The 24,806-nt window shown below is 37.0% G+C and carries 14 protein-coding genes and 4 pseudogenes; 5 read left to right on the top strand and 13 right to left on the bottom strand.

The window, feature by feature from the left end:
• Nucleotides 1-741: 741 nt before the first annotated feature.
• From E5Y90_RS16770 to E5Y90_RS16795, 6 genes and pseudogenes are all read right to left on the bottom strand, one after another.
• Nucleotides 742-4,281 carry a hypothetical protein gene (locus tag E5Y90_RS16770; protein WP_174660694.1) on the bottom strand — a complete coding sequence of 1,180 codons (3,540 nt, stop codon included), beginning with the start codon at nucleotides 4,279-4,281 and terminating at the stop codon, nucleotides 742-744.
• Nucleotides 4,282-4,292: 11 nt separating this feature from the next.
• On the bottom strand, nucleotides 4,293-6,659 hold the full coding sequence (locus E5Y90_RS16775; protein WP_099518079.1) for a hypothetical protein: 2,367 nt from the start codon (nucleotides 6,657-6,659) through the stop codon (nucleotides 4,293-4,295).
• 4 nt (nucleotides 6,660-6,663) lie between these two features.
• Nucleotides 6,664-7,116, bottom strand: a complete 453-nt coding sequence (locus E5Y90_RS16780; protein WP_031974804.1) for a hypothetical protein — start codon at nucleotides 7,114-7,116, stop codon at nucleotides 6,664-6,666.
• A 321-nt stretch (nucleotides 7,117-7,437) separates the two neighbouring features.
• Nucleotides 7,438-8,436 carry a ParB/RepB/Spo0J family partition protein gene (locus E5Y90_RS16785; protein ID WP_001085468.1) on the bottom strand — a complete coding sequence of 333 codons (999 nt, stop codon included), beginning with the start codon at nucleotides 8,434-8,436 and terminating at the stop codon, nucleotides 7,438-7,440.
• Complete coding sequence (locus E5Y90_RS16790) at nucleotides 8,436-9,053, bottom strand: AAA family ATPase (protein WP_000158575.1); 618 nt, start codon at nucleotides 9,051-9,053, stop codon at nucleotides 8,436-8,438. Before E5Y90_RS16790 ends, E5Y90_RS16785 begins: the two co-directional genes overlap by 1 nt.
• Before the next feature lie 82 nt (nucleotides 9,054-9,135).
• Nucleotides 9,136-9,342, bottom strand: a pseudogene (locus E5Y90_RS16795) (hypothetical protein); the annotation flags it as partial.
• A gap of 55 nt (nucleotides 9,343-9,397) precedes the next feature.
• On the opposite strand from E5Y90_RS16795, the pseudogene E5Y90_RS16800 reads away from it, so the two are divergent.
• Nucleotides 9,398-10,329 (top strand): annotated as a pseudogene (locus E5Y90_RS16800) (IS5 family transposase).
• Between the two features lie 55 nt (nucleotides 10,330-10,384).
• On the opposite strand, the gene E5Y90_RS16805 reads toward E5Y90_RS16800, so the two are convergent.
• Entirely contained in the window at nucleotides 10,385-11,731 is a 1,347-nt protein-coding gene (locus E5Y90_RS16805; protein ID WP_020753597.1) for a hypothetical protein, read from the bottom strand.
• Nucleotides 11,732-12,754: 1,023 nt separating this feature from the next.
• Between E5Y90_RS16805 and E5Y90_RS16810 the strand changes: the two genes are divergently transcribed.
• Nucleotides 12,755-13,830, top strand: a protein-coding gene (locus E5Y90_RS16810) for an IS3-like element ISAba20 family transposase (protein WP_087514472.1) whose coding sequence is annotated in 2 segments (ribosomal slippage) — nucleotides 12,755-13,007 and nucleotides 13,007-13,830 — 1,077 coding nt in all. Because the reading frame shifts where the segments join, the coding sequence is not laid out codon by codon here.
• Between the two features lie 28 nt (nucleotides 13,831-13,858).
• Here the strand turns inward: E5Y90_RS16810 and E5Y90_RS16815 are convergent.
• From E5Y90_RS16815 to E5Y90_RS16825, 3 genes and pseudogenes are all read right to left on the bottom strand, one after another.
• Nucleotides 13,859-14,329 carry an AraC family ligand binding domain-containing protein gene (locus E5Y90_RS16815; protein WP_020753607.1) on the bottom strand — a complete coding sequence of 157 codons (471 nt, stop codon included), beginning with the start codon at nucleotides 14,327-14,329 and terminating at the stop codon, nucleotides 13,859-13,861.
• A gap of 173 nt (nucleotides 14,330-14,502) precedes the next feature.
• Nucleotides 14,503-15,209, bottom strand: a pseudogene (locus tag E5Y90_RS16820) (IS1 family transposase).
• 90 nt (nucleotides 15,210-15,299) lie between these two features.
• Nucleotides 15,300-16,142 (bottom strand): carbapenem-hydrolyzing class D beta-lactamase OXA-58, encoded by an 843-nt coding sequence (locus E5Y90_RS16825; RefSeq protein WP_002002480.1) that lies wholly within the window; start codon nucleotides 16,140-16,142, stop codon nucleotides 15,300-15,302.
• Between the two features lie 80 nt (nucleotides 16,143-16,222).
• On the opposite strand from E5Y90_RS16825, the pseudogene E5Y90_RS16830 reads away from it, so the two are divergent.
• The 3 genes and pseudogenes from E5Y90_RS16830 to adeS all read left to right on the top strand — a co-directional run.
• Nucleotides 16,223-16,591 (top strand): annotated as a pseudogene (locus E5Y90_RS16830) (IS1-like element ISAba3 family transposase); the annotation flags it as partial.
• A 269-nt stretch (nucleotides 16,592-16,860) separates the two neighbouring features.
• Entirely contained in the window at nucleotides 16,861-17,589 is a 729-nt protein-coding gene (gene adeR, locus E5Y90_RS16835; protein WP_032073130.1) for an efflux system response regulator transcription factor AdeR, read from the top strand.
• Nucleotides 17,579-18,685, top strand: a complete 1,107-nt coding sequence (adeS, locus tag E5Y90_RS16840; protein WP_174660695.1) for a two-component sensor histidine kinase AdeS — start codon at nucleotides 17,579-17,581, stop codon at nucleotides 18,683-18,685. The genes adeR and adeS overlap by 11 nt, the downstream gene beginning before the upstream one ends.
• Before the next feature lie 103 nt (nucleotides 18,686-18,788).
• On the opposite strand, the gene E5Y90_RS16845 is transcribed toward adeS, so the two are convergent.
• The 3 genes from E5Y90_RS16845 to E5Y90_RS16855 all read right to left on the bottom strand — a co-directional run bounded on the left by E5Y90_RS16845 (nucleotide 18,789) and on the right by E5Y90_RS16855 (nucleotide 24,681).
• Nucleotides 18,789-20,303, bottom strand: a complete 1,515-nt coding sequence (locus E5Y90_RS16845) for an MFS transporter (protein ID WP_032073148.1) — start codon at nucleotides 20,301-20,303, stop codon at nucleotides 18,789-18,791.
• Nucleotides 20,304-20,416: 113 nt separating this feature from the next.
• Nucleotides 20,417-23,518, bottom strand: coding sequence for a multidrug efflux RND transporter permease subunit (locus E5Y90_RS16850; protein WP_032073149.1), 3,102 nt, complete (start codon nucleotides 23,516-23,518; stop codon nucleotides 20,417-20,419).
• Complete coding sequence (locus tag E5Y90_RS16855) at nucleotides 23,518-24,681, bottom strand: efflux RND transporter periplasmic adaptor subunit (protein WP_032073150.1); 1,164 nt, start codon at nucleotides 24,679-24,681, stop codon at nucleotides 23,518-23,520. Before E5Y90_RS16855 ends, E5Y90_RS16850 begins: the two co-directional genes overlap by 1 nt.
• Nucleotides 24,682-24,806: the final 125 nt, after the last annotated feature.

A 24,806-nucleotide genomic window follows, 5' to 3' on the forward strand; every position in this document is an offset into this window, starting at 1 on the left:
TCATATTTGTATCTTTTTCTTTGGTCAAACCAAATTAGACTTTTTTTAATCATTAATTCTATGAAAGGACCTCAATAAATTAAAATATTGAGCATTATTAAAACAAAAAATCAAATTCGCGGATTCCCAGGCCTTTGCTTGGCAAATCAGATTTTGACAAAGCAAAGGCCTGGGCCCCTTTTGAACCACTTATTAAGCTTAGGCTATTTTTAGAATATTTATGATTAGCAGTTTTAACTAAAGGCTAGAATAAGGAATTTTCATTTATGAGCATTAACTCATCAAAACAGATTAATTCAACTTAAATACAGTTTCTATCTTCAGCAATGTATAAAATTGATTAAAAATTATCAACATAATATGAAAAAACGTACTTTTTATTTGGTTAAAAAACCAAAAAAATCAACCCAAAATAGAGGGTTACATTATTTAAAACTGATTCTCCAATTAATTTAAAACAACACTCAATTTCATATTAAATCGCTTTTAATTTATTATTTTATTAACAACAAAAGGTATTATTTATATCAATAATATTTCAATTAATTTTAACGTAGCGTGATTATTGTCTTGCGTCTCAACAATGCTGTTTTTAGGCTAAAAAACACTCAAAAAGCCTAAAACCCGGGGTTGGATTTTCACCCTTAATTACCCAGTTTTTGAGCGATAAAAACTCACTTTTCTGCAAAAATATGCTAAAAAAAACAAAGCTGTAAAATCAACAAAAATATCCATCTGATTTCAATGTGTTTTTTTTGATGAATTTCCGTTGATATCGTCAACCTCTGATAGAACCTCTAGGCACTCTTTCATCTTGTAAAAGACGCTTTGCAACAGCATCTTTTGAATAAAATTATTATCTTTTTTATTCCATATTTTATATTTTTTTATTTTCACCTCACCCTTTTTTACATTATTAAATTCACCCGGAATATATTCATCCCATTCAAAATTATCTAAATCTTTTGAATAAAGTTTATTGATAAAATCTAAGAATCTTTGATAGTCAATCAAGTCATTTTTAGATGATGCCTTAAAGTTCAAAATAGGACGATCTTTTTCAAGTGAAATTTTATTTTCTAAACAATCAAAAAAATGTTTAAGATCTTTCTGGGTTACATTATTATTTAAGTTAAAAGGTTGCTCAATCTCATAGTGATTAGACCATGTCACCATTTTCTTCCAAGTAAAACCGATAAGATCCTCATGATTAGCATCATTTTTGACGTGACTTGTATAGAGAGAAAACGGCTGGCTGATCGATTGAATGAATTTCAATACTTCAGGATCGATCGTTGCTTTTTCTTTTTTTTCCCGCCACTTCCGGTATTCGTCTAGAAACGTTTCACGGTATAAAAATACGTCCTGTTGTTGAGGCTGCTTCTGCTTTTTCTTGCTCTTTAATGCAGCAGTTTGAGAATTATTTTCTGTGTGTGAATGAATCTTCTTCATCAATTTTAAAATATCTCTTTCATTCGACTGAAATTTAACCTTGAAATCGCGATGCATCAACTGACTATCGCCTAATAATGCCTTGATCAATTGAGGTGAATATTCACGGTTTGCTTGATAAAACATGTCAGCAATCAGGATATTCAGATGATGCAGATAATGTCTTGCAGTGATCCGAATGTCTTCATGCCCCATCAGATGCGCAAGTCGAGACCAGGCTTGGGCACTACGCGATGAAGCATCCTTCATATTGGGTAAAATGTGCTTTTTAAGCTTACGCCCAAACTCGGAATCATAGTCAGTAAAACAACGTACCAGTGCTATGCTGCCTTTTAAAAGGATAGCCAAATGTGAAGCGGTACTATGCCTGAAAGCGTGAAAGGTATATTGATGATCGTTTGTCCCTAATACAGTATTAAACAGCAACTGGGTAATTTTTGATAAATTTGTACTGGATAAAGGTTGTTCACCCAGCATAAAGAGCTGTTTGATTTTTCTATTGCAGACTGCTGCAGTCGCTTTAGAGCCAGGTAACTGGTTTTGATAAAAGCGACAAAATCCTGTGAACTCGTCCGGTGCTAAAAAATAAGCTAAATCAAACTGACGCGTGGCATTATCACTTTTCAGATCACGCTCAGAATTTAGACGAATCCTAAGGGTGAGATCATCAATATCACCCATTGTTTTTCTCATTTTATGGTGAGATCGATCGTCTTTCTGCTGATCTAAAGCGGATTCAAACACATAATAGAGCTGTCGATTGTCAGGATGTTTTCGTAACTGCGGAGATACAAAATCATCGATACAGATCCCGGCAGCTTCATCAATACGCAAGCCCAGTCTAAATGCCAATGTATAGACCCATTCTAGACAGGTTGCATCCTGCTCAGTCAGACCCAAAGCTTCTGGGTATTCTCTAAGAATCCGTATCATCAATTGAAACATCTGCGGACTAATGAGTCTGGTTTTTAAAAATAAACCGTCACTTTGACGTTCATATAAATATTGCACAATCGGTGCACGATGATTCTTGACTAAGTATTGGTGAAAGGCTTTCAGCCGATCAAAGGCATAACCCGAGGTATTGTATTTTTTATTGTTGTTGGTTTGTGCGGTCGTTTTATGATTTTTCTGATCATTCAGCAGTTTTTCTTCAACAATCGTGCGATACATTTCCTCAAACTGCTCTTCAGTGGCTGTATCTAGATTGATCTGCTGTTCTAGAACATAACAAAGTAGGTCAAGCACAAAACTACTATAGTAACGCTTGATTGTTGAGACTTTTATCGCTGCTTTCCCATGATAAGCAAATTCGTTTTCTAACCACTGACACACGCGTAAATGTGCAATAGCCACTACATAATCTAGGTACTCGCCATTTCCAGCCTCATACGCAGATTTATAGTCCTCAGATTTTTGGATGCTTTCTTGGAGTTGATCCGCAAGCTGTTTGGGTTTGATATCCTGATGAAAAGATAAAAGCCAGGATTTCAGCTCATGACGTTGACCGGTTCGTCGATCATGAAATGTTTTGACTGTAACTGTAGGCATCTCCAAGTCTAAGACTTGAGGCTTTTTTTCAAGATTTTTGATTCTAGCTTGAATAGTTTTCCAGCAATCGGGTTGATCATAGAGCTGTGTATACTGCTCATAGATTAAAGGCGAAGTGATGATCTGATTGTTCAGTACACTGGTACTTAACACATCCAGATTAGGAATCTCTTGCCACAAGACATAATCCATATGCTTAAAAATGGCAAAACCGGTCTTTTCCAAGCCTTTTAAAAATAGCTTCACGTGATTAAGCTGTGTAAATGGCTGCTGATCCTCACGTGCTTTTCTAGAGTCCCCCTCCTCCGCCATATTCAGTACAATGTTTAAATGGATTTTAAGTTTTTCTAGCAGTAAGGCTTCAGGCTGATTCCCCGTTTCAATTTCACTCTGTTCTTTTTCCCAGCACAGCAATGGCGAAGTGCTTTGTAATTGATGCCCTTGCGATCTATTGATTAGCTCCTGAATCCGTCGATAACATAGCATCGCAAAGGCATTGAAATAAATATTTTGGGTTTGCCATAACTCCGCCTCTTCTTCGCCATCCTGACGATAGATGTTGCCATACTTTGTCGAGGGCAACGTGTATGAAAAGACATAAGCTTTTTGAACCTTTTCGGCATCTGAATAGATCGGAAGCAAGCCACTATCTAGGTTCATATGAAAAATCGCATCATGAATGGCTATCAGTCGTTCAGGTTGCATGCATCCCTGATCAAAAATTAATGAAATACAAAGACATTCAAACAAGGTATTCACTAATTTTTGTTGCTCTTTAGCCGTAGAGTCTAAGAGGATACCTTGAGTTTGTTGTTTGAGATAATCCGCCCAATTCACATACAGTTTTTCTTTTACCTCGACGAGCATAGTACCCTGCTGTAACTTTCGTCCTGAAAAAACGTTGTCTAGACGTTTAGGTGTGTAGACTATCCAATCGGGCAACTTAATCTCATAGCTCTCGGCATAGGAAGGGTAATCCTTTTGCCACTGCTGGTTTTTCTCGTTACAAATCCGTTTCACTTGTTTAAAACAGAATTGAAGGTAATCTGCAGCATTGCCCTTAAATTTGGATATTTGGCAGAGCTGCTCTAAAACTGCTCTATAGAGAGTAAACTTGTCCAGAATTTGCTGATCAAGCCACTTAAAATCAATTTGAGCAAGGTCAGAATTTACATCTGTGTATGTAGCAGTGATCAGCTGAGAAATTTCCTTAAAAATGTCACCGATTTCTCTTTTAATGGCATTTTCTAATTGCGTAACAAGTGATGTATCAAGCACAAGATGGTCCTTTAAAGCACTTCAAGCTTTGCGATTTCTAGTTTGTTGAGCAAGCTTTTAACTTGTTGCTGAATGTCGTGTTTGTAGAGATAAGGGCTTAATCCAGAAATGTGACTGAATCCCATGCTCTGCTTATCATGGGTATATAGCGTATTGTGAATGTCACCACTCAGGGCGAGATGATTTTTAGTGAAATGCCTTGGCCAGTTTTTATAAATCTGTACAGTCTCTTTAAGGTAATTCGTGACAAAATCAGCAGACATGGGCTGTAACTCCAAATGCTCCACGACTTCAGCAAGATTCACCTGACCTTTTTGGGACTTGATCCGAGGATGTGAGATGACATAGAGCATAAAACCATCGTTTTCCAATTGCGCTTGCAAACTTTTTATCCCGAGTGATTCGATGGTTTTCGTCAGATATTTTCGATATGCATTGAAATGATCCTGCCAGTAGCCTGTAACAGGAACAGGACGTCCTACTTTTCGTGAATCAGTTTTTTTATCATGCACGTAAAGCAGTTGTGCCTTAGGATCATAATGTTTCAGTAACCCCGGCATGCCGACTATTGGACGCACCGTCAGGCAGATTAAGGAAAGATGCCACATCCAAATGCTGTAAGCATTCAGCTTCTCGATCAGATTCGCTTGAGTATTGGCTAATGTGTTTTTGACAAAATGATAAAGCTGATTAAAAAATTTACTCGCGGCCTCTACAGTCCAGCATCGCTGACTGCCGATACGTTCCTCACGATGAAAAATATGACCAGGGTGTTCATCCTCAATCCATGGTTCACCTTTTCTACGGTCTAATAGAACATTAATATAGCCTTGAAAATGCTGGTCGATTTGATCGATCTGACGCCCTTCATAGTTCCATTGCACGATATGACGGCTATCTCTGTTGGCCAGCAAGTGTGCGACCAGGTTATCATCCGTCTCCATATCCATATAAAAATAGATTTGCCGCTCTAACATACCACAGGTGATTTCGCCAATTGCATGCTCTTTAAAAATTTCCCGCAAAAAATTATTGTACTCAATCACACAAAATTCAGGTTCCTCTAAAGCCTCTAAACTGGTGATCCAGGGTGCTGGCATGCGCCATTCCAGGGTTAAGGCCCGATTATAACGCTGTGCTTTATCTTGCATGGCACCGGAATGATTGGCATTCAACTTAGGATCGATCACCCAATAATAATGGATGACTTTTTTGACTGATTTTTTTTTAATTCTACCAATATCAATCAAATACTTGATCTTTTGAAAGACCGTTGGACTCAGACCGGTCAAGAGACACATCAGACCACACACAGCTAAAGCCGATTGATATGCATCATTTCTCTTATTTTCTTGATAACACTTCTGCAATCGCTGATATACCTCAGTTAATAAACTGGGTTTCAGATAAAGCGGATTAGTTTTACAGGCTAAGTCACGTCGCTGAATTCTCTTAGCTTGCTTTTCGAGCTGTTTCTGTTTGTCATCAGAGAAACTCCCCTTCACCCGCTTGGCGATCTCATCCTGTTCAGGATCGACAAGATTGGCCTCTGTATCCTGTCCAGTATCCTCATTCTCTACATCCAACGATGATGTGCCTGAATCAGATTTATAGGTCATGCCCTTTTTAATATCGTTAATTAAAGCCTGAACATTAATTACTGTTGAATTTAATCTACTATTGGCAATCTCGTTGAAAACAATAATAAATTGTTGAATATAACGGCCAAGATTAAGCTGTTCAAAATCATTTTTTATTGTTTTACGCTCTAAAAGAATTTTTAACTCGTTGGCATCAAATTCATCCATAGCTTGGAGTTTGCGTGTAACTTTTTTATACAACAGTTTATTTTTCTCAGTATTCGATAACTGCTTTTGCAAAAGAAGTTTTAAATTATAAGATACTGTGTTGATTTTATTGTTGTTTTTACAATTATTTAGAATAACCTGTTTTTCATCCTTTTCATCCTTTTCATCCTTTTCATCCTTTTCATCCTTTTCATCCTTTTCATCCTTTTCATCCTTTTCATCCCTTGTAATCTGAGGCTCTAACAAGATGATTTCCTTCAGTATTTCACACAAGGCTGCAGTACAAAGATAGGAATAGATGAATACTGCTTTTTGTTGGTCGCTTAGTTCTCCTATAGATGCACTTTTAGCCCATTGCGTTAACCCTGCTAATAATTTCTGTTGTGTCACTATCCGATTATTTTTAATCACCACATGTATTTTGTGAGCAGCAGCATACAGTTCCTGTGCCTGCTGATCTTGCGCCAAGAGCTGAGTCAAAATTTGTTTTTTTACACTCAGGGGTTGATTGACCCATTCTTCCAATAGTTTAATTTGCTTGTCAGCTGACAATTCATCAGTTTGGCTCATAAAGCTACCATAATTTTTCAGGGTAAAAATTGATATTCAGGTTTCGTTCGAACTTGAGCTTCAAGTCTTTATTCAGGCCAAAGTATTTTTTATAAGTGTTTGCACTCAATTGAACACAACGCTGCGGATTTTTTCCCACCTTCATATACCGTGATAATGGCAAACCTAAGGTATCGGACAATTGAGTAAAAAAACATGTAAATAGAACAGCATGTACCTCTTTATGTTTGTGCTTTGGAACCTGTTCCAAATCTAAAGAAATTTTATGGATTAACCATTTTAGAATTTCAAATTCATCAACACCTTTATGGGATTTTTCACCCTTGTTAAGAATTCTTTTGATATAAGCATCCAGCTTGTTTTTAAGATTCAAGATAAAATGTCGAATAAAATCTGGTAAATCTAATATCAAAACTGCACTTAACTTGGTCAGGACTTCAAGTGATTTTTTTTGCATTTCCAATTTTTTTCTATCGTAACCATCTCAGCTGATACTGGCTGTATAAACTCAATACTGTTGAAATGGCTAATTTTTAAATTTACAACTTAGGCTCAACAGAATCTGTTAAGCCTAAAAAGGCAGATCATGAAGATAAAAATATTGTTGATTCTGATATGGATGAAATTTTAGATCCATCAGAAGATCAGTTACCGTTCTGGTAAGCATTTTTCCCTTTAACACTTTTTAATTCAATATGTATGATAAATAGCAGTACCCAATATTTAAAAAAATATTGGATACTCAATTATAAATTTCCACAGTGGAAATTTATAATTTTTATGGGTGGTCATCTAAACCGGCAAGAAATTCTTCTAACTTTTCAATCTTTTCTTGATTAAATTCAGCATTTAAACTGGTGCGAATATTTAGGACTGTTTTCCCATTGAGACTTTTCTCGATCTTAATCGAACCAAATTTAAGACCATTTTTATTTTTTAAGATCATTTTGTTTACTAGAGAGGCATTTTCGATGCTTTGATCTTGTTTTTTAGCTGTCTCTTGTACCGTTAGTGCTTTTTCTATTTGATAAATGAATTTTTTTGATGGACGATTTGTTTCTGTAAATTCATTTAGGTACTTTTTCCATATGGTTAACGTGGTATCTTCAACTAGTTGATGGTTAAACTTTAAAACCAGTTTATTTAATTCAGTTAACAATTGTTGTGCGGTTGCACCTGAAATCGCTTTGGGGTGGATTTTTAGATCTTCTTTTATATAGTTTGGCAGTTTATAAAAGCTCATTAATCTAAAGTATTTAGATTGATCTAATTGATATTTTTGAGTAATAAATTCTATATTTTGTATAGTATAACCAAACTCATCGCAGTGTTTTTGTATAGCATTGACTAATTCAAAATCACTAAGATTTGACCGATGTAAATTGTCAATCAATGAAATTAAAGCTGTCTTTTCTGTAGATTTATCATCTCGAATAATTGCACGAATAGTCTTATGTTTTAATACATCACGAACAGCTCGAAACCTTTTTTCTCCACCAACAAGCTCATATGTTTCTTCTTTTTTGATCACAACAATCGGATAAATTTGCCCATTCGTTTCAATACTTTTGGCAAGCTTTTCAACATCTTGTAAAACTTTGTCTGTAATAATGCGAGGTTGATGCTCTGAGAAGTCAATAAGCTCTATAGGTAGATCAACAATATTATTTTCAGTCGATGATACCAATGCAACTTTGCCTGTTCCTGCTGCATTAATAAATGCTTGTTCCATTTCAAAGGCATCATCAAAATCGACAATGAGTGGTTTTTTCGCCATTACAGGATCTCCACCAAAAATTCATTTAATTCATCTTTTGCTTTACTACTACCCATTTCTAATACTGATTTTCCTTCGATCATTGCATCGCGAAATTGTTTGCGATCACGCACAATGGTATTTAGTGTTTTCACAGACTTGACTTGTTGTAGCAACTCTAAAGCAGCATCAATTTCTGTAGATTTGGTATTGGTTGGTGCTTTATTTAAGACTACAAAAGTTTCTAATTTCTTATTTACTTGCTTAGCAGCATTTACCAATCTAAGCACAAATGGCAGCACTTCGATATCTGTTTGACTAGGTTGCGTTGGAATAATAAGAACATCTGCTATTAATAATGCTGAACGAAACTCAGCTGAATCACGTCCTGCAACATCCAATACAATATATTTATTATTATTTTTTAACTGTTGTAGTTCTTCTTTTAAATTATCTTTGAGCGAAATGGTTGTAATCGAGTCTTGTGTTCTACGTTTACTCCATTTTATAGAGGATTGTTGATCATCTCCATCTACAAGAATAGTCTGACCTTTTTTGCTCAGAGCAACAGCTAAATTGGTTGAGAGTGTGGTCTTTCCAACGCCACCTTTCTGATTGGCAATTACGTATATTGTCATGGATTAAATATATAAAAATTAAATTTATATTAGCATAATTTTAAAAATTAAAAAAATATTTTTAATTTTCCACAGTGGAAATTTAAAAAACTAAAAGCCTTTTTTTTCTTTTGTGTAGTCCCGGCATTTGATGGATCGGATCAATCTTAAAAAGTTCAGGTTCATCTATCCACTGTTTGCAGATGAATTCGTAGGGAGTCAGGCCCCTGAGTGTTTTGAGTCTGCGGTCGAAGTTGTATGTAGCAATAAAATCAGCAAGGTGAATGCATAGCTGAGTGTGATCGTCGTAAGGCTTTGTTGCACAAACCTATCTGTAAAGGGTTTTTCAGCGATATAATTTTCAAATGAAGAAGCCTACACACAAAATCTACCGCACAACCAATTGGCCCGCATATAACCGAGCACTCATGAGTCGCGGAAATATTGTCATTTGGTTTGATCCTGCTACGCAATGGTATGCTCCATCAAAAGGCAAACAAGGGCGAAATCAAACCTACTCCGACGCAGCTATCCAATGCTGCTTAATGATTAAATCCTTATTCCGTCTATCTTTACGTATGGTCACTGGCTTTGTGCAAAGTCTGATTAAACTTTGCGGATTAAATTGGACCGCACCAGATTACAGTACGCTTTGTAGAAGACAAAAGCATATTGATATTGCAATCAGCTACCAAAAAAGTAGCGATGGGCTGCATCTACTCGTAGACTCTACAGGCATGAAGTTTCTAGGTGAGGGCGAATGAAAACGCAAGAAACATGGAGCTGAATATCGTCGCCAATGGCGTAAACTACATATTGGTATAGATGCCAAAACCCTACAAATACGAGCAGTTCAGCTTACAACCAATAATGTCAGTGATTCACAGGTGCTTGGTGATTTACTTAATCAGATTCCACAAGATGAGCAGATTGACTCTGTTTATACCGATGGAGCTTATGACACCAAGCAATGCCGTGAGGTCATTGCAGATCGGCAAGCACATGCGGTGATTCCACCTAGAAAAAATGCGAAACCATGGAAAGATACAAAGAGTAGCTCGCTAGAGCGAAATGAATTACTTCGAACAGTTAAACGTTTAGGCAGGACACTATGGAAAAAATGGTCAGGCTATCATCGGCGAAGTTGGTTGAAACTAAGATGCATTGCATCAAATTATTAGGAGATAAACTCAGTGCAAGGAGTTTTGATAGCCAAGTGAATGAGATCCATGCACGTGTAGCAGTCCTTAACAGATTTACGGAATTAGGTCGACCACTTACCCAAGTTACGCCTTAAATTTGGATCAATTAGGGGCGCTTTGCATTTCAAATCTTTGTGCAACAAAGCCAATTTAAACTAATTCTAACTGTTCGGCTTCTTCTGTAACTTCAATATCTTCAGCAGCAGAATTTTCAAATTCATCATTTAACCAACGCTGTAATAAACTACGCATTCTTGAGCTTGGTACATAAATATTGATTGGGTTACCTTCACGAATAGCAGAACGCCATATCCATTGGACCATCTCAGATAGAGCGAATACATCTTCCTTAACAGGGAATCCCTTCATAGCTGAAGCTTTAACAACCATTGGATTTGGATATAGGTTCATCAAGTAAGCTAAGTTGGTTTTGTCTTTGTATTCGTTAGTTGCCTTTGTATTGAAGGCTAACCATTCTTCTTTATAGCGTGATCCAGCAATTGCTGAATGTGCTTCTTTAAATGAAGTCCAAAGTCTATCTGACTTTTTCGCTTTAACATGGTTACGGAAATAGTTATCAAGATTTTTTGACAACTGCTCACATAAAGCTTTCTTATTTGATTTGAATTGGCTTGAACTCAATGCTGTAGTTTTAGTACCAATCTCATTAATAAACTTGTTATCTGAAATAGTGACTAAATGCTTAATTTGAGAAGGCTTGTTACCAAAACGGATCAGTTCATACTCAACGCCATACGATTTCAAATACGCTGACATTTGAGAGCCTTCAAACATATAAGTAGCAATCCAGACTTCTTTAAAAGATCTCAGTGTGTCGATACTCAATTCCCAAACAATCAGCTTCTGGTCCACATACAAGAGCTGACCGAGATCACACATTGTTGCTAGGTTTTCATATTTCGTACCCGTCGGGTCACCACCGTTATCACCATACTTTTCACGGTTGAAACGAAGAGTGACAGCATCATCATCAACATGAATCCAACCTAAACGGAAAAGAGCTTCTAACTCTGTAGATGAATGCTCTGTATATACATCATAGACTTGAATTGTTTCGTCAATAATCAGTACATAGTCTTTCGCATCATCCAACATATTTGGTGTTAGGTTCATAAAAAGCTGATGTGTACTGACTACGTTTTCTTTGTTCTTTAACAGGTATTGCAAGCTTTCAGCTTTATTTCCACCCTTATAGCTTGGATGCTTGAAACGTCTTTCCTTCAAAGGAGCATCATCTAAATATGCGTAATGAACGCTTGTATCGTCTTCTGTGGTAATTAAAGGACGTTTTAATACATCTTCAGGATCGTATGTTGTACCTGAAATACGATGGCATTCATCAAGTAATGGAGTGATGTAAAGAAAGTTCTGGTCTTTTTCTGCTGTTCTAATGTTTTCTATAATTTGAGTAGTCTTACCGCTACCCATCATTGCATCATAAACTTTAAACACTGTGCTTATTTTTCCTATTTGCACGTTTTATTATCCTCATTGCATATTGTTGTAATGGAAGACTGTTCTCCCCTCTTGAGACAGATTATATTACATCAAGACAGATAATGTCAATAACTTGTCTTGTGGATCTATTTTTGTCTTGAATTGCTTTATTTGTCTAGCTAAACACTTGTTTTGTTTTTAAATTTAAAACTGTGGATAAGTAAGACAGATTTCGGTCTTAATTGATCTTAGGTTTTATACGGCTTTCGCTGCAATTCGATACTCAAATTACAGTGAATTTATAAAGGAAAATTTAAAGGCTGTAGACAAAACCTTGTCTTAGACATTTTATAACTACTTGTTTTTAAAAATGAAAAAAGCAAAAACCTTAAAACAAAAATGTACGGATTCTAGGTACACATAAGCGCACACAGACATAGCACCTAAAGCCTATTTACTGACCGCCCTCTGTTCCTTCCATTACTGTAGCTATTGCATACAGTCGGTTGGTTGCTCAAACATTTACTTCAGCATAGCTTCGTTGTTACTCGCTATACTTCGTAAAGTTTCGAGCTGAGGTCCATTCTTTTATAACTCAATGTTTTCAACTGATTTTGAAGGAAGCTTAAAAAGTCTTATAAAATAAGGCTAGACAAAACCTTGTCTTGGGACTATCAAAAAAGTCAATCTTTTAGGGCTTTTTTTAACTTGAATCTTAAAGAAGAAATTATAAAAAAATACAGATAACTAATTAATAAATATTTAATTAATTTTTCAAATAAAGAAAAAGAATAGAGCGATATATCGAACTCCTTTCAGTCGTTCTCATATCTTCTTATAGAAAAATAGTTGTTCAACCTATAACAAGCTTCTTATTCATTTCCTTAACAGTCAATGAATAACAACCTTTAACAGTCAGATAATCAATCTTTAATCTGTATCCGTACCTTAACAGGCACGTATCCATATCAAACATTGAACTGACTGCCTAGGTAATCCTCCCTAAAAATAATTGAGTTTAAAAGTAGAAAATCGAATAACCTTGATTTAAGGAGATTTTCTATGAAAACATCTAAGTATTCAGACAGCTTGATCATGAGTATCTTGAAGCAAGCTGAAGCAGGAACACCCATACCGAACTTGTGCCGCGAACATGGTATGAGCTCTGCTACATTCTACAAGTGGAAGTCCAAATATGGCGGCATGGATCTTTCAATGATGACGCGGCTTAAAGAACTTGAGGCTGAAAATGCCCGTTTAAAACGCATGTATGCTGATGAGCGGCTAAAGTCAGACATCTTGCAAGATGCACTTTTAAAAAAGTTTTAAGGCCTGTTCAGCGAAAGTCACTTGCTCAGCAAGCTACTGAGCAATTTAAGATTTCAATCAGCATGGCCTGCTTAATTTTTAAAGTCAGTCAAACGTGTTATCGCTATAAAGCTCGTTTAGATGAAGAGAATCAACAGATTGCCGAATGGTTGATTCAATTAACCAATGATCATAAAACATGGGGCTTCAAGCTTTGTTTCCTGTATTTGCGTAATGTTAAAAAATACAAATGGAACCACAAACGTGTCTATCGCATTTATAAGGAGCTTGAGCTTAATTTAAGAATCAAGCCTAATAAGCGGATTAAACGAGAACAGCCAGAAACCCTTGCAGTACCGACAGCTAAGAATGAATCATGGTCAATGGACTTTATGCATGATCAACTCAGTGATGGACGTAGTTATCGAGTTCACAACGTGATTGATGACTATAATCGCGAGTCATTGGATATATTGATTGACTTTTCATTGCCAGCAGAACGTGTACTGAGAGGACTTGATCAGCTCATTGAATGGCGAGGCAAACCTAAACGCATTAGAACCGACAACGGCCCAGAGTATATAAGTGAGCTGATGGAAAAGTGGTGTGATCAGCATGGTATTGAGCATGTATTTACTCAACCAGGCAATCCACAGCAAAATGCATATGTTGAGCGATTTAATCGTACAGTACGTTATGAGTGTCTAAATCAATATTTATTTCGAGATCTGAGCGAGGTGCAGGACTATACAACTGACTGGCAGTACTTTTATAATCATGAACGACCTCATATGTCAGTAAATGGTTGTCCACCTATTTTTAAACAATAACAAGGCTTTAGATTTTCTACCCATTAATTCAATTAAAAATGGGGGTATTACCTAAGTTTTCTAATAAAAGATCTAAATACGTATCTTTCATCAATTGAGATTCATTGTTATTCAATATATTGTAGGTTGAAAGTATCAAATGTGAAAGTTGAGGATCAGAACGTAGGGTTGATTCGATAGCAAGTTCGATAGGCTCATTAAATATTCCTTCATAGCTTTTTTTTAACCATGCTGGATCTAAATGCATCATTTTATAAGTGAAGCCGAGAGGATCTGGTGCATTACCATCATGAACTTCTTCAGGTTCAAGCATGAAAGTTTGACCTTGATAGCTATCAATAATTTTTTTTCTACAATTGAATTGTTGATGTCCTAACTCTGTTACCCCTATAAGATAACTTGAGTGTAGATGAGGATCGTATGCAAAGCCTTTGAAGTGGGCATGAATTAGTTCTATACCTGTAGACTTATCCTGTGTGACATTGACCCAATTGCTCATATTTACTTAATTAGTCCTAATGGATTTAGCTTATCAAAAATTATCTAATGAAGAAATTCTAAAATTAACATAATACACCTTATACAAAATGCCCTTGTAAGCCCTTAATCAAGGGCATTTTTAGTCTCTACTTAACATAAAATTTTGGTGGTGCTTCAAAAAGTATGCTGCCTTTAAATGAAGCCATTATTGATGTAAAAGAAAAGAAGGCTAAATCAAAAGCTTTAAAATGGTTTTCAAGCTTTTTTGAAAAATTACAGCTTCTTCTGAAGCTACGCCTAATTCTATGCCTTATTTTGCAATTATTGCCTTCAATACCTACAGTAAAAAATTTACCAATACTTTGCTTACCATTTTTAAAAGCAGTGATGAAACTGTCCCAATGATCACTTGCAATTCGGGTGTAGTGAATATCTAATTGTTTAAGCTTTGTCTTCAATTGTTAGACTGTAGCTAAATCTCGTTTACCCCAAACATAAGCAACAATTTCACCTGTTTCTCGATGATAGGCGTAAATAAGCCATTGTTTATTCTTTTTATTTCCAACAAAATTCCAGAACTCATCTACTTCGAGAGATTCATAATGACTTTGCTGAGGCTGAATTTCATAGGTTGATTCAGTTAAAGTACGTAAAACTTTACCGATACTGATGCGCTCAACTTCAGCAATATCTCGTATACCGCTGCCTCTGACCATCAACTGTAATATTTTACGAGTAATACCTGACTTACATCCTAGATAGCTCAGTGCATGATCACCAATAAACTGACGTTTACAGTCTTTGCACTGATAGTTTTGTTTCCCATCTACTTTGATACCATTTTTCTTTATACTATCACTGAGGCAGGTTGGACATTTGATTGCTAGAGTTATTTGCATTTCTCTATTTTATCAAAATCCAATCGGCTTTTTCTTCAGCATACTTTTTGAAACACTACCAAAAATAGATTAACCTCAAACTTCTAATTCTTATAAATAATGAAAAACACCCAACTTATCTAGCACATCTAAAGACAATTGTTTACGTAGAGCAATATCATCACCAGCTTTCATTTGCATATTTAAAGCAAATGCCACCACTTGCCCATCTGCCTTTTCAACAAAACCCACATACCAACCCACTTGCGGGTCTACAGCCATTCCCCAGCCACTTTTAGCATATAGACGATTCTCCCCTCTGCGCTCTACATACAACATCTCTTTCACTTGTTGCTGAACTTCAGGTTTAAAAGGCAATTGCCCTTGGGCTAAATCATACACAAACTTTACTTCTTGTATAGGTGTAATTGTCAAAGGCCCTTTCAACCAAAATTGATCAACTTCCGTGCCTATTTGCATATTGCCATAACCAATACGTTGCAATTCACTTTGCATTAAGCTTGGACCAATACGACGTGCCAATTCTTGATATACAGGCACTGTAGATGCTTGCATGGCTTCGCCCAAAGTAAAATCTTTGTCCCATGCTTTAAAAAAACGTGGCTTTCCATCCCACTTAAATATTTCTGTAGATGTTGCTTTATGATTTTCTAAACCAATTAGTGCATTGGCAATTTTAAATGTAGATGCAGGAATATAAGCTGTTTTTGCTCGGTCTAAATGCGTGCCATATTTTTTAATATTTTGACCATCATATGTGACAAACACAGCATCAGCTGAGATTTCATTAAAAAGCGCTTGAACATTCTGATCGATGATTGAGTTATTCACTTGTGGAATTGTACTTGTTTTTGCTCGACTCATACTATGCTCAGCACAAGCCCCAATACTTATGCTTAAGCAAACTAAACTCAATATTTTTAATAATTTCATGATATACAACTTTAAAATTTGGTAGTGTTTCAAAAAGTATGCTGAAGAAAAAGCCGATTGGATTTTGATAAAATAGAGAAATGCAAATAACTCTAGCAATCAAATGTCCAACCTGCCTCAGTGATAGTATAAAGAAAAATGGTATCAAAGTAGATGGGAAACAAAACTATCAGTGCAAAGACTGTAAACGTCAGTTTATTGGTGATCATGCACTGAGCTATCTAGGATGTAAGTCAGGTATTACTCGTAAAATATTACAGTTGATGGTCAGAGGCAGCGGTATACGAGATATTGCTGAAGTTGAGCGCATCAGTATCGGTAAAGTTTTACGTACTTTAACTGAATCAACCTATGAAATTCAGCCTCAGCAAAGTCATTATGAATCTCTCGAAGTAGATGAGTTCTGGAATTTTGTTGGAAATAAAAAGAATAAACAATGGCTTATTTTTGTTCAAAAGTCATATTTTACCTCGGAGAAACCGGACATTTTTATTGGTGAGAATATAGACACTTTAAATGGGTTCTAACACTCTCGTTTCGTATAACAGCCATTATGTTAAATGAATGATAATTGACATTTTGTTCATTAATACTGATATGCAACGAATTTTATTATATGTCACCCCTCAATTACAAATATAAATGACTGCTCGTCTAATCATCTCCATTACACAATTAAATGTTAAAATGCATAGCTACTTCATCTAAGATAAAATATATGTATCCAAATCTACAGCACAGCTTCGAAAACAGCGTCATTCTCGTTGTAGAAGATGATTATGATATTGGTGACATTCTTGAAAAATACATAAAAAATGAAAACATGCAGGTCATCCGTGCATTGGATGGACAACAAGCTTTAGAGTGCCTAAAAGCCAACTCTATCGACCTGATTCTCCTTGATATTAAATTACCCAAACTAAATGGCTGGGAAATTCTACAAATCATCCGTCAAACAAGTCATTTACCTGTCATTATGCTGACTGCCTTAGATGATCAAGTGAATAAGATCATGGGGCTAAAAATGGGTGCTGATGACTTTATTATTAAGCCATTTAACCCAAACGAAGTGATTGCACGAATACAAGCCGTACTTAGACGAAGTACAAGCCAAAATATGGAAATAACTAATATTATTCGTTATAGAAATATTGAAATTAATCCAGATCATCATCAAGTTTACATTTCAAATGGTCAAAGAAATCAGTTGCTCAACCTTACGTTAACTGAGTATAAGATACTGTTTTTGATGGCAAAAACACCGAATAAAGTCTTTACACGTAATGAATTGATCCAAAACTGTATGCCTGAAAGTGATGCTTTAGATCGCACTGTAGATAGCCATATCAGCAAATTACGCAAAAAACTTGAAGAAAATGATGTAAATGGCTTATTAATCAATGTCCGTGGCGTGGGGTATCGCTTAGATCAAAATCATGAAATTTAACTTTTTTAAAAATTCTGTTGGAATTAACTTCCAGTTTATTATCATGATGAGCCTATTCAATTTAGGCATTACGCTGTTATCTTTCATGATTGGCTATTTTGTTTATAGCTGGGCGATAAAAATAGGTTTTCTAAATACACAAGTTATTAATTCAAATGAATTTTCAGTTACCTCCGTTGACTTTATCTGGCTGTTTTTAGTGCTATTAACAGGCTTTTTTCTTTCTACTATCCTCGCCTTTAAATATGGAAAACGCTATACACAGCCAATTAGTGATTTAGCAGATGTTATTCAACAAATTCAACAAGGCAATTTAGCACTCAGAATTAAACAGCCACATCATGATATTCCACATGAAATCAAGTCTCTTATTGAGAACTTCAATGAAATGGCAAACCAACTTGAAGTATCAGTTAAGAATTCAACTGTTTGGAATGCTGCAATTGCACATGAATTACGAACACCTGTGACAATATTACAAGGTCGCTTGCAAGGTATTGTCGATGGTATATTTATTGCCGATCAAGCTTTACACCTAAGCTTATTGAACCAAGTCGAAGGCTTATCTTACCTTGTGGAAGATTTACGGACACTGACACTTATTGAAAATAAACAATTACGATTAGAACTAGAAAAGACCAATTTAAAAAATAGTATTGAAAAATGTCTGCAGATGTTTAATGAACGGTTTCATGTTAAAGGTTTAACTATTGTTTTAAATTTGACGGATAAATTGGTTTGCGTTGATATAAGAAGGATGGAACAGGTCTTTATTGCATTGTTCTCTAACTTTCTAAGATATTCGAATGCTGGAAAAATAAATATTACATCTGTAACCACAGCAGAACATTGGGTATTGACGTTTGAAGATGAAGGTCCTGGTATTGATGAATCGCATCTTAAACACCTGTTCAAACCCTTCTATCGACTGGAAGACTCTAGATCATGTCTAGATGGCGGTACTGGATTAGGCTTGGCAGTGATTGATGCAATTATTGAAGCACACCAAGGTCATATTTATTATTCTAAATCCAAAAACTTAGGTGGCAGCTGTTTTACTATTCAACTAAATCGTAAGACATCAACTCATTTATAATGTGTTAAGTTCAGATTAATACGGCTTAATTTAAACCATAAATTTAAGATAAATTGATGTCTGAACTTAACCATTCTGTTTGATGATCCTCAAATAAATTTCATCACAATGAATTCTCATCTCGATATTTAGCTAGCATAAAAAATACCACAATGGAGAGTATCCCGATGATAATCCCTGCTGTTAATAATAAATTAACATGAGCTGAACTGAAGGCAATTTTACCTGCGTTAATCAATGCTGTACCTTGTTCAACGGGTAACTGGCTCGCCACTAAATAGGTATCACCAATCGAAAGTCTGGCTTTTTCTGCTAAAACAGCAGTTAAATCTGACGGCACTTGAAGATGACTGCCAAATATATAGGCCATGAAAACACCAAATAAAGTAATACCTAGTCCTGTACCCAGTTCATAACCTGTACTTTCAAGTGAACCTGCCGCACCGCCCTTTTCTGCAGGTACTGAGCCCATGATCGCAATGGATGAAGCTGTTAAACCAATACTCAGTGTTAATCCAATCGAAGCTAAAATAAAGGGAACGATGATTCCCGGATGATGAAAATCTGAATAACTCAAACTGACCAACGCAATTGCTGCCAATATTAATGACATGGTCGCAACCAGACGGAGTCCAAATTTATTGGATAAAAAACCAGCAATAGGCCCGCCAATAGCGGCCGCAACCATAATCGGAACCATAAAAAGACCGGCTTGCAGCGGTGTTAAACGAATGACATATTGCAGCTCCATTGCCAAAGTTAACTCAACCCCTGCCAAAGCGCCTGCAGCAACCATTGCCATAATAATGCCGGCTAAAATAGCAGGACGTGAAAATAGCGAAAGATCTAGCATCGGCTGAGGAGAATTCAGCTGTTTGCGTACAAATATGGTTAATAAGCCGATAGATAAAACGACCAAAGGCAAGACAATCAACAACGACTGTTTACCGCCTAAGCCTGCTTTTAGTGCATATACAAACGAAATCAAACCGACAATCAGCAATAGCGCTTGACCAAATGCCCAATGTCCAGGGGTTATAGCTTCTTTTCGGGACAATAAGAAATAGCACATTGGTGCGACAACCAGCATGATTGGGACGTTAATCAGGAAAACTGAACCCCACCAGAAATATTCTAACAATCCCCCACCAATGAGCGGTCCAATGGCGGCACCGGCTGATCCGATTGTGCCCCAAATACCCAGCGCAATGGCACGTTCGCGACTGTCTTCGAAGGTTCTGCGAATAATACCCAATACACAGGGCATAATCATGGCACCGCCTAATGCTAATAAAGCACGTGCGGCAATCAGCATAGAAGCCGTTTGGGAAAATGCCGCAAGGACTGAGGCAATTCCAAATATAACCAAGCCAATCAGCAGAATCTTACGATTGCCGACACGATCAGCCAAAGTTCCCATCGGAACTAAAAGTCCAGCCATAAGTAATGGATAAATATCAATAATCCATAAGACTTGGTTACTTGTGGCACTCAGCGATTGGGTTAATGAGGGAACCGCAACATGCAGTACAGTCATATCAATCACAATCGGCAGAAATGCAAGCACGACAGCGAGCAATATCCACCAGCGTTTCGGATCAAGATTGGTAGCTTTCATGATTAAACCTATATTGATGGTTTATTAAATCAATTCTGAAATAAAGATGTAAATGAAAGATTTGTTGTGGGCTAAACTCGTTAACCCACAGCTTTTATTCTCAGTTTTGATGCTTAATGTGCCGCTTTACGTTTCGAGAATTTCTCAACCATGCTCATGACGACAATAAAGAAAATCGGTACAAAAATAACAGCTAGAATTGTTGCGCTGATCATGCCGCCAAAGACGCCTGTACCAATCGCTTTTTGAGTTTCAGAACTAGCGCCACTGGCAATGACTAAAGGAATAACGCCACAGGTAAATGCCAAAGATGTCATTAGGATTGGACGTAAGCGCAATTTAGCGGCTGCAACGGTTGCCTCCACTAAACCCATTCCTTCTTCTCTTAGTGCTTTTGCAAACTCAACAATCAAAATAGCATTCTTTGCAGATAGACCAATAATCGTGATCATGCCGACCTTAAAGAAAATATCATTTGGCATACCACGTAACATTACTGCTAAAAAGGCGCCAATCAACCCTAGAGGGACAACTAGCATCACAGAGAATGGAATTGACCAGCTTTCATAAAGCGCTGCCAAGACAAGGAAAACGACTAACATCGACAACAGTAATAAAAACAAGGTTTGTGATTCCGACTGTTTTTCTTCTAGAGAAATCCCAGTCCACTCATAACCCACACCTTTCGGAAGTTGTTCAATCAAATTTTCCATCTCAGTCATGGCTTGTCCTGAAGATATACCTGCTGCTGGACTGCCAGAAATACTCAATGATGGACGACCGTTGTAACGATTGTATTGTTGTGGGGAATGTTGCCAAATTGGAGTAATTATTTCAGACATTGAAACCAATTTACCGCTTTGACTGTTCACCTTAATCTGAAGAATATCTTCAATACTCATGCGTGATTTGGCATCAAGTTGCACAATGACTTGCTGCATACGGTCATGATTTGGAAAATCATTGATATACATCGAACCCATTGAGGTTGAAATAATATCGGTCACATCACTGAAATTAACACCTAATGCCTGCAATTTATCTCTATCAATTTTAAGCTGTACAGAACTGCCATCTGGCAAACCTTCAGGATAGACCTCCGCCACGATTTTACTTTGTGCTGCTAATGCTAAAAGCTGATCTTGTGCTTCTCTTAAAGCAGGCATGCCAATATTGCCACGATCTAATAATCTCAGTGAAAAACCAGATGAGTTACCCAATTCATCAATTGCTGGTGGTAACACAGACATGGTTTGACCTTCTGAACTTTCAGCCATCGCTATATTGGCATTATTCACGACTTCTTGTGCCGTAATAGTACGCTCTTCGAATGGCAATAGATTGGTAAAATACATCGCTGTATTCTGACCAGATCCACTAAAACCAAAACCTAAGACCGCCATATTGTCTTTAATCCCCGTTTCTTGGTCTAAATAATTTTGAAACTCAGCAACGACTTTACGGGTACGTTCTTGAGTTGCATCCGCAGGAAGTTGAATCGAAGTCATAAACCACCCCTGATCTTCTTCTGGCATAAACGCAGTCGGAACGTGTTTAAAACTAAAAATCAGCACAATGACAATGCCTAAGAAACATAACATTGCGAGGGTTTTATGTTTAATTACTTTAAATAAACTGCGTTCATAGCGATTGTTCAGCTTCTCAAAACTGCGATCAAACGATGCAAAAACACCCTTTTTCTGATGGTCTTGATCAATCGGTTTTAACATCGTTGCACATAACGCAGGGGTTAATGTCAGTGCAAGGAAAGCTGAGAATAAAATTGAAACCGACATGGTAATGGTGAACTGACGATAGATAATCCCCACTGAGCCTGACGCCAATGCCATCGGCAAGAATACAGCGGCTAACACTAAGGTGATGCCAATAATCGGATTGGTAATTTCCTTCATGGCTTTAGATGTGGCTTCAACTGGAGATAAGCCTTCTGTCGCCATAATGCGTTCAACATTCTCAATGACCACAATCGCATCATCGACAATAATCCCGATCGCAAGCACCATACCGAACATGGTCAGCACATTAATCGAAAAACCAGCAAGCAGCATGACTGAGAATGTGCCAAGCAATGCAATCGGTGCAACAATCGCCGGAATTAAGGTGTATCGAACATTGTGTAAAAAGATAAACATGACAATAAAAACTAATGCCATAGCTTCAAGCAATGTCATGATTACTTTTTCAATCGAGATTTTTACAAAAGGTGCAGTGTCGTAAGGTATAGAGAATTTCATACCATCAGGCAGTGCTGAACCTAACTGTTCAATTTTCGCTTTAACACCTTCTGCAGTCTTGACAGCGTTGGCACCAGGACTCATTTGTATCGCCACAGCTGTAGAGGCTTTGCCATTTTCTAAAATCGCAAAGTTATACATCTGTGCCCCGATTTCGACACGAGCGACATCCGACAGTCGAACATTGGCGCCATTTTGTTGAGCACGTAAACTAATTTTCTTGAATTGCTCTACAGTTTCTAATTGACCTTGAGCAGTTAAAGGAATAGTAATTTGTTGCCCCGTCAAAGCAGGAACATCACCAATACGACCTGGTGATATCGGCAAGTTTTGGTTTTGGATGGCTGTATTCACATCTTGAATACTCAATCCATAAGAAACCAAACGATCTGGATCGACCCAAATCCGCATGGCTTTTTCAGCACCAAAATTTTGGACTTTACCAACACCGTCAACCCGCTTTAATTCTTCAATCACATAGCGAGTCATATAGTCACTGACATCAATTTCACTATATTTGCCATTCGGTGAACTTAAGCCCACCATCATTAAAAAACCAGACGACGCAGCATCGACCATCAGCCCTTGTTGTCGCACTGTTTGAGGTAAGCGTGACTCAATGGCTTTAATTTTGTTTTGCACATCAATTTGTGCAAGTTCTACATCTGTACCTGGTTTAAATGTTGCGGTGATTGTTGCTGTTCCAGAACTATCTGAACTTGAACTGTAATAAAGTAAGTTTTTGACACCTGACATTTCCCGCTCAATCAAGGTCACAACACTATCATTCAATGTTTTTGGCGTAGCACCTGGATAGATTGCCGTAATACTAATCTGTGGTGGCGCAACACTTGGGAATCGTGCAATAGGTAACTTGGGGATGCTTAGTACACCCAACAGAATAATAAATAAAGCAATCACCCATGCAAAAATAGGACGCCTAATGAAAAATTGGGACATTATTGCTGTCCTCCATTTTCCTTGATATTTGTAGGTTGCCACTGCTTAATTTTTAATTTTTGCTCAGGCTGTATACGATCAGCCCCTTCAACAATGACTTTCTCACCTGCTTGTAACCCTTGTTTGATCACATAGTTATTTTGATAACGTTGACCAAGCTGAACAGGCTTGCTTTGCGCTAAACCTTTTTGATTAACAATCGTAACATTGGCTTTACCACTAATATCATGTTGAATCGCTTGTTCTGGAACTAGGAGCGCATTTTCAACTTGAGCTCGGCTCATATTGACTCGAACATACATGCCTGGCAAAAGTTTTTGATTTTCATTATTGGCTAAAATACGGATTGTGACATCACCCGTATCAGGATCAACTTTAGTATCCGAAAATAGGATTTCACCTGTAACGTTATAAGGTTTACCCTGACTATTTAGGATTTCAACCGTATGTTTGGTATTTGACACGTCACCTTGCTGTAAAGCTTCCTGTAGTTTTTCATAATCACTAATTGATTGCTTTACATCAACATAGACTTTATTAATCTGTTGTATTACGGCCATTGCATTAGTATCACCTTGACCAACTAATGCACCCTCAGTCACTAAGATTTCACCAATCGTTCCCGAGATAGGGGCTGTAACAGTCGCATATTTAAGATTAAGTTGTTGTCTGCTTAACATGGCTTGCATTTGCGCCACATCGGCTTTTGCTTTTTGATAATCTGCTTCGGTATTGTTGTATTCCTGCTGACTAACCGCATTTACTTTTACTAATTCAGTGTAGCGTTTTAACAGCACCTGCAAACGTGTCACCTCAGCTTGTGCACGGTTTAAAGTGGCTTGATTGCTTTTTACATCTGCCTGAAATATTTCAGAATTCAATTTAAAAAGCGGTTGACCTGCTTGCACATAAGAGCCTTGCTTAAAAAGTACTTTATCAACAATTCCACCTACTTGCGGGCGAATTTCAGCAATACGGTAAGCGACAACACGGCCTGGAAGATTTTCAATTAAATTCATGGAATGCGGTAATACCGTGATGGTACTGACAACCGCTGGTGGCATTTCTGTTGGGGACTGTTCAGCATCTTTGGCTTGTGTACAGCCGATTAAAAGTACAGTTGTAATAAGTATTGAACCTATTAAATGATAATGTGTTGACATGCTTTTTCAGAGGGGGGGTTTTAGATACTACTATTTTGAAATAGCAGTGTTTATGAATTGCTGATGTTGTGTGGAGATTGTGTGGAGATTGTGTGGAGAGATTAAAAGATTTATTTTTTAATGAC

The sequence above is a fragment of the Acinetobacter sp. 10FS3-1 genome (assembly GCF_013343215.1).
GTDB lineage: Bacteria > Pseudomonadota > Gammaproteobacteria > Pseudomonadales > Moraxellaceae > Acinetobacter > Acinetobacter lwoffii_C.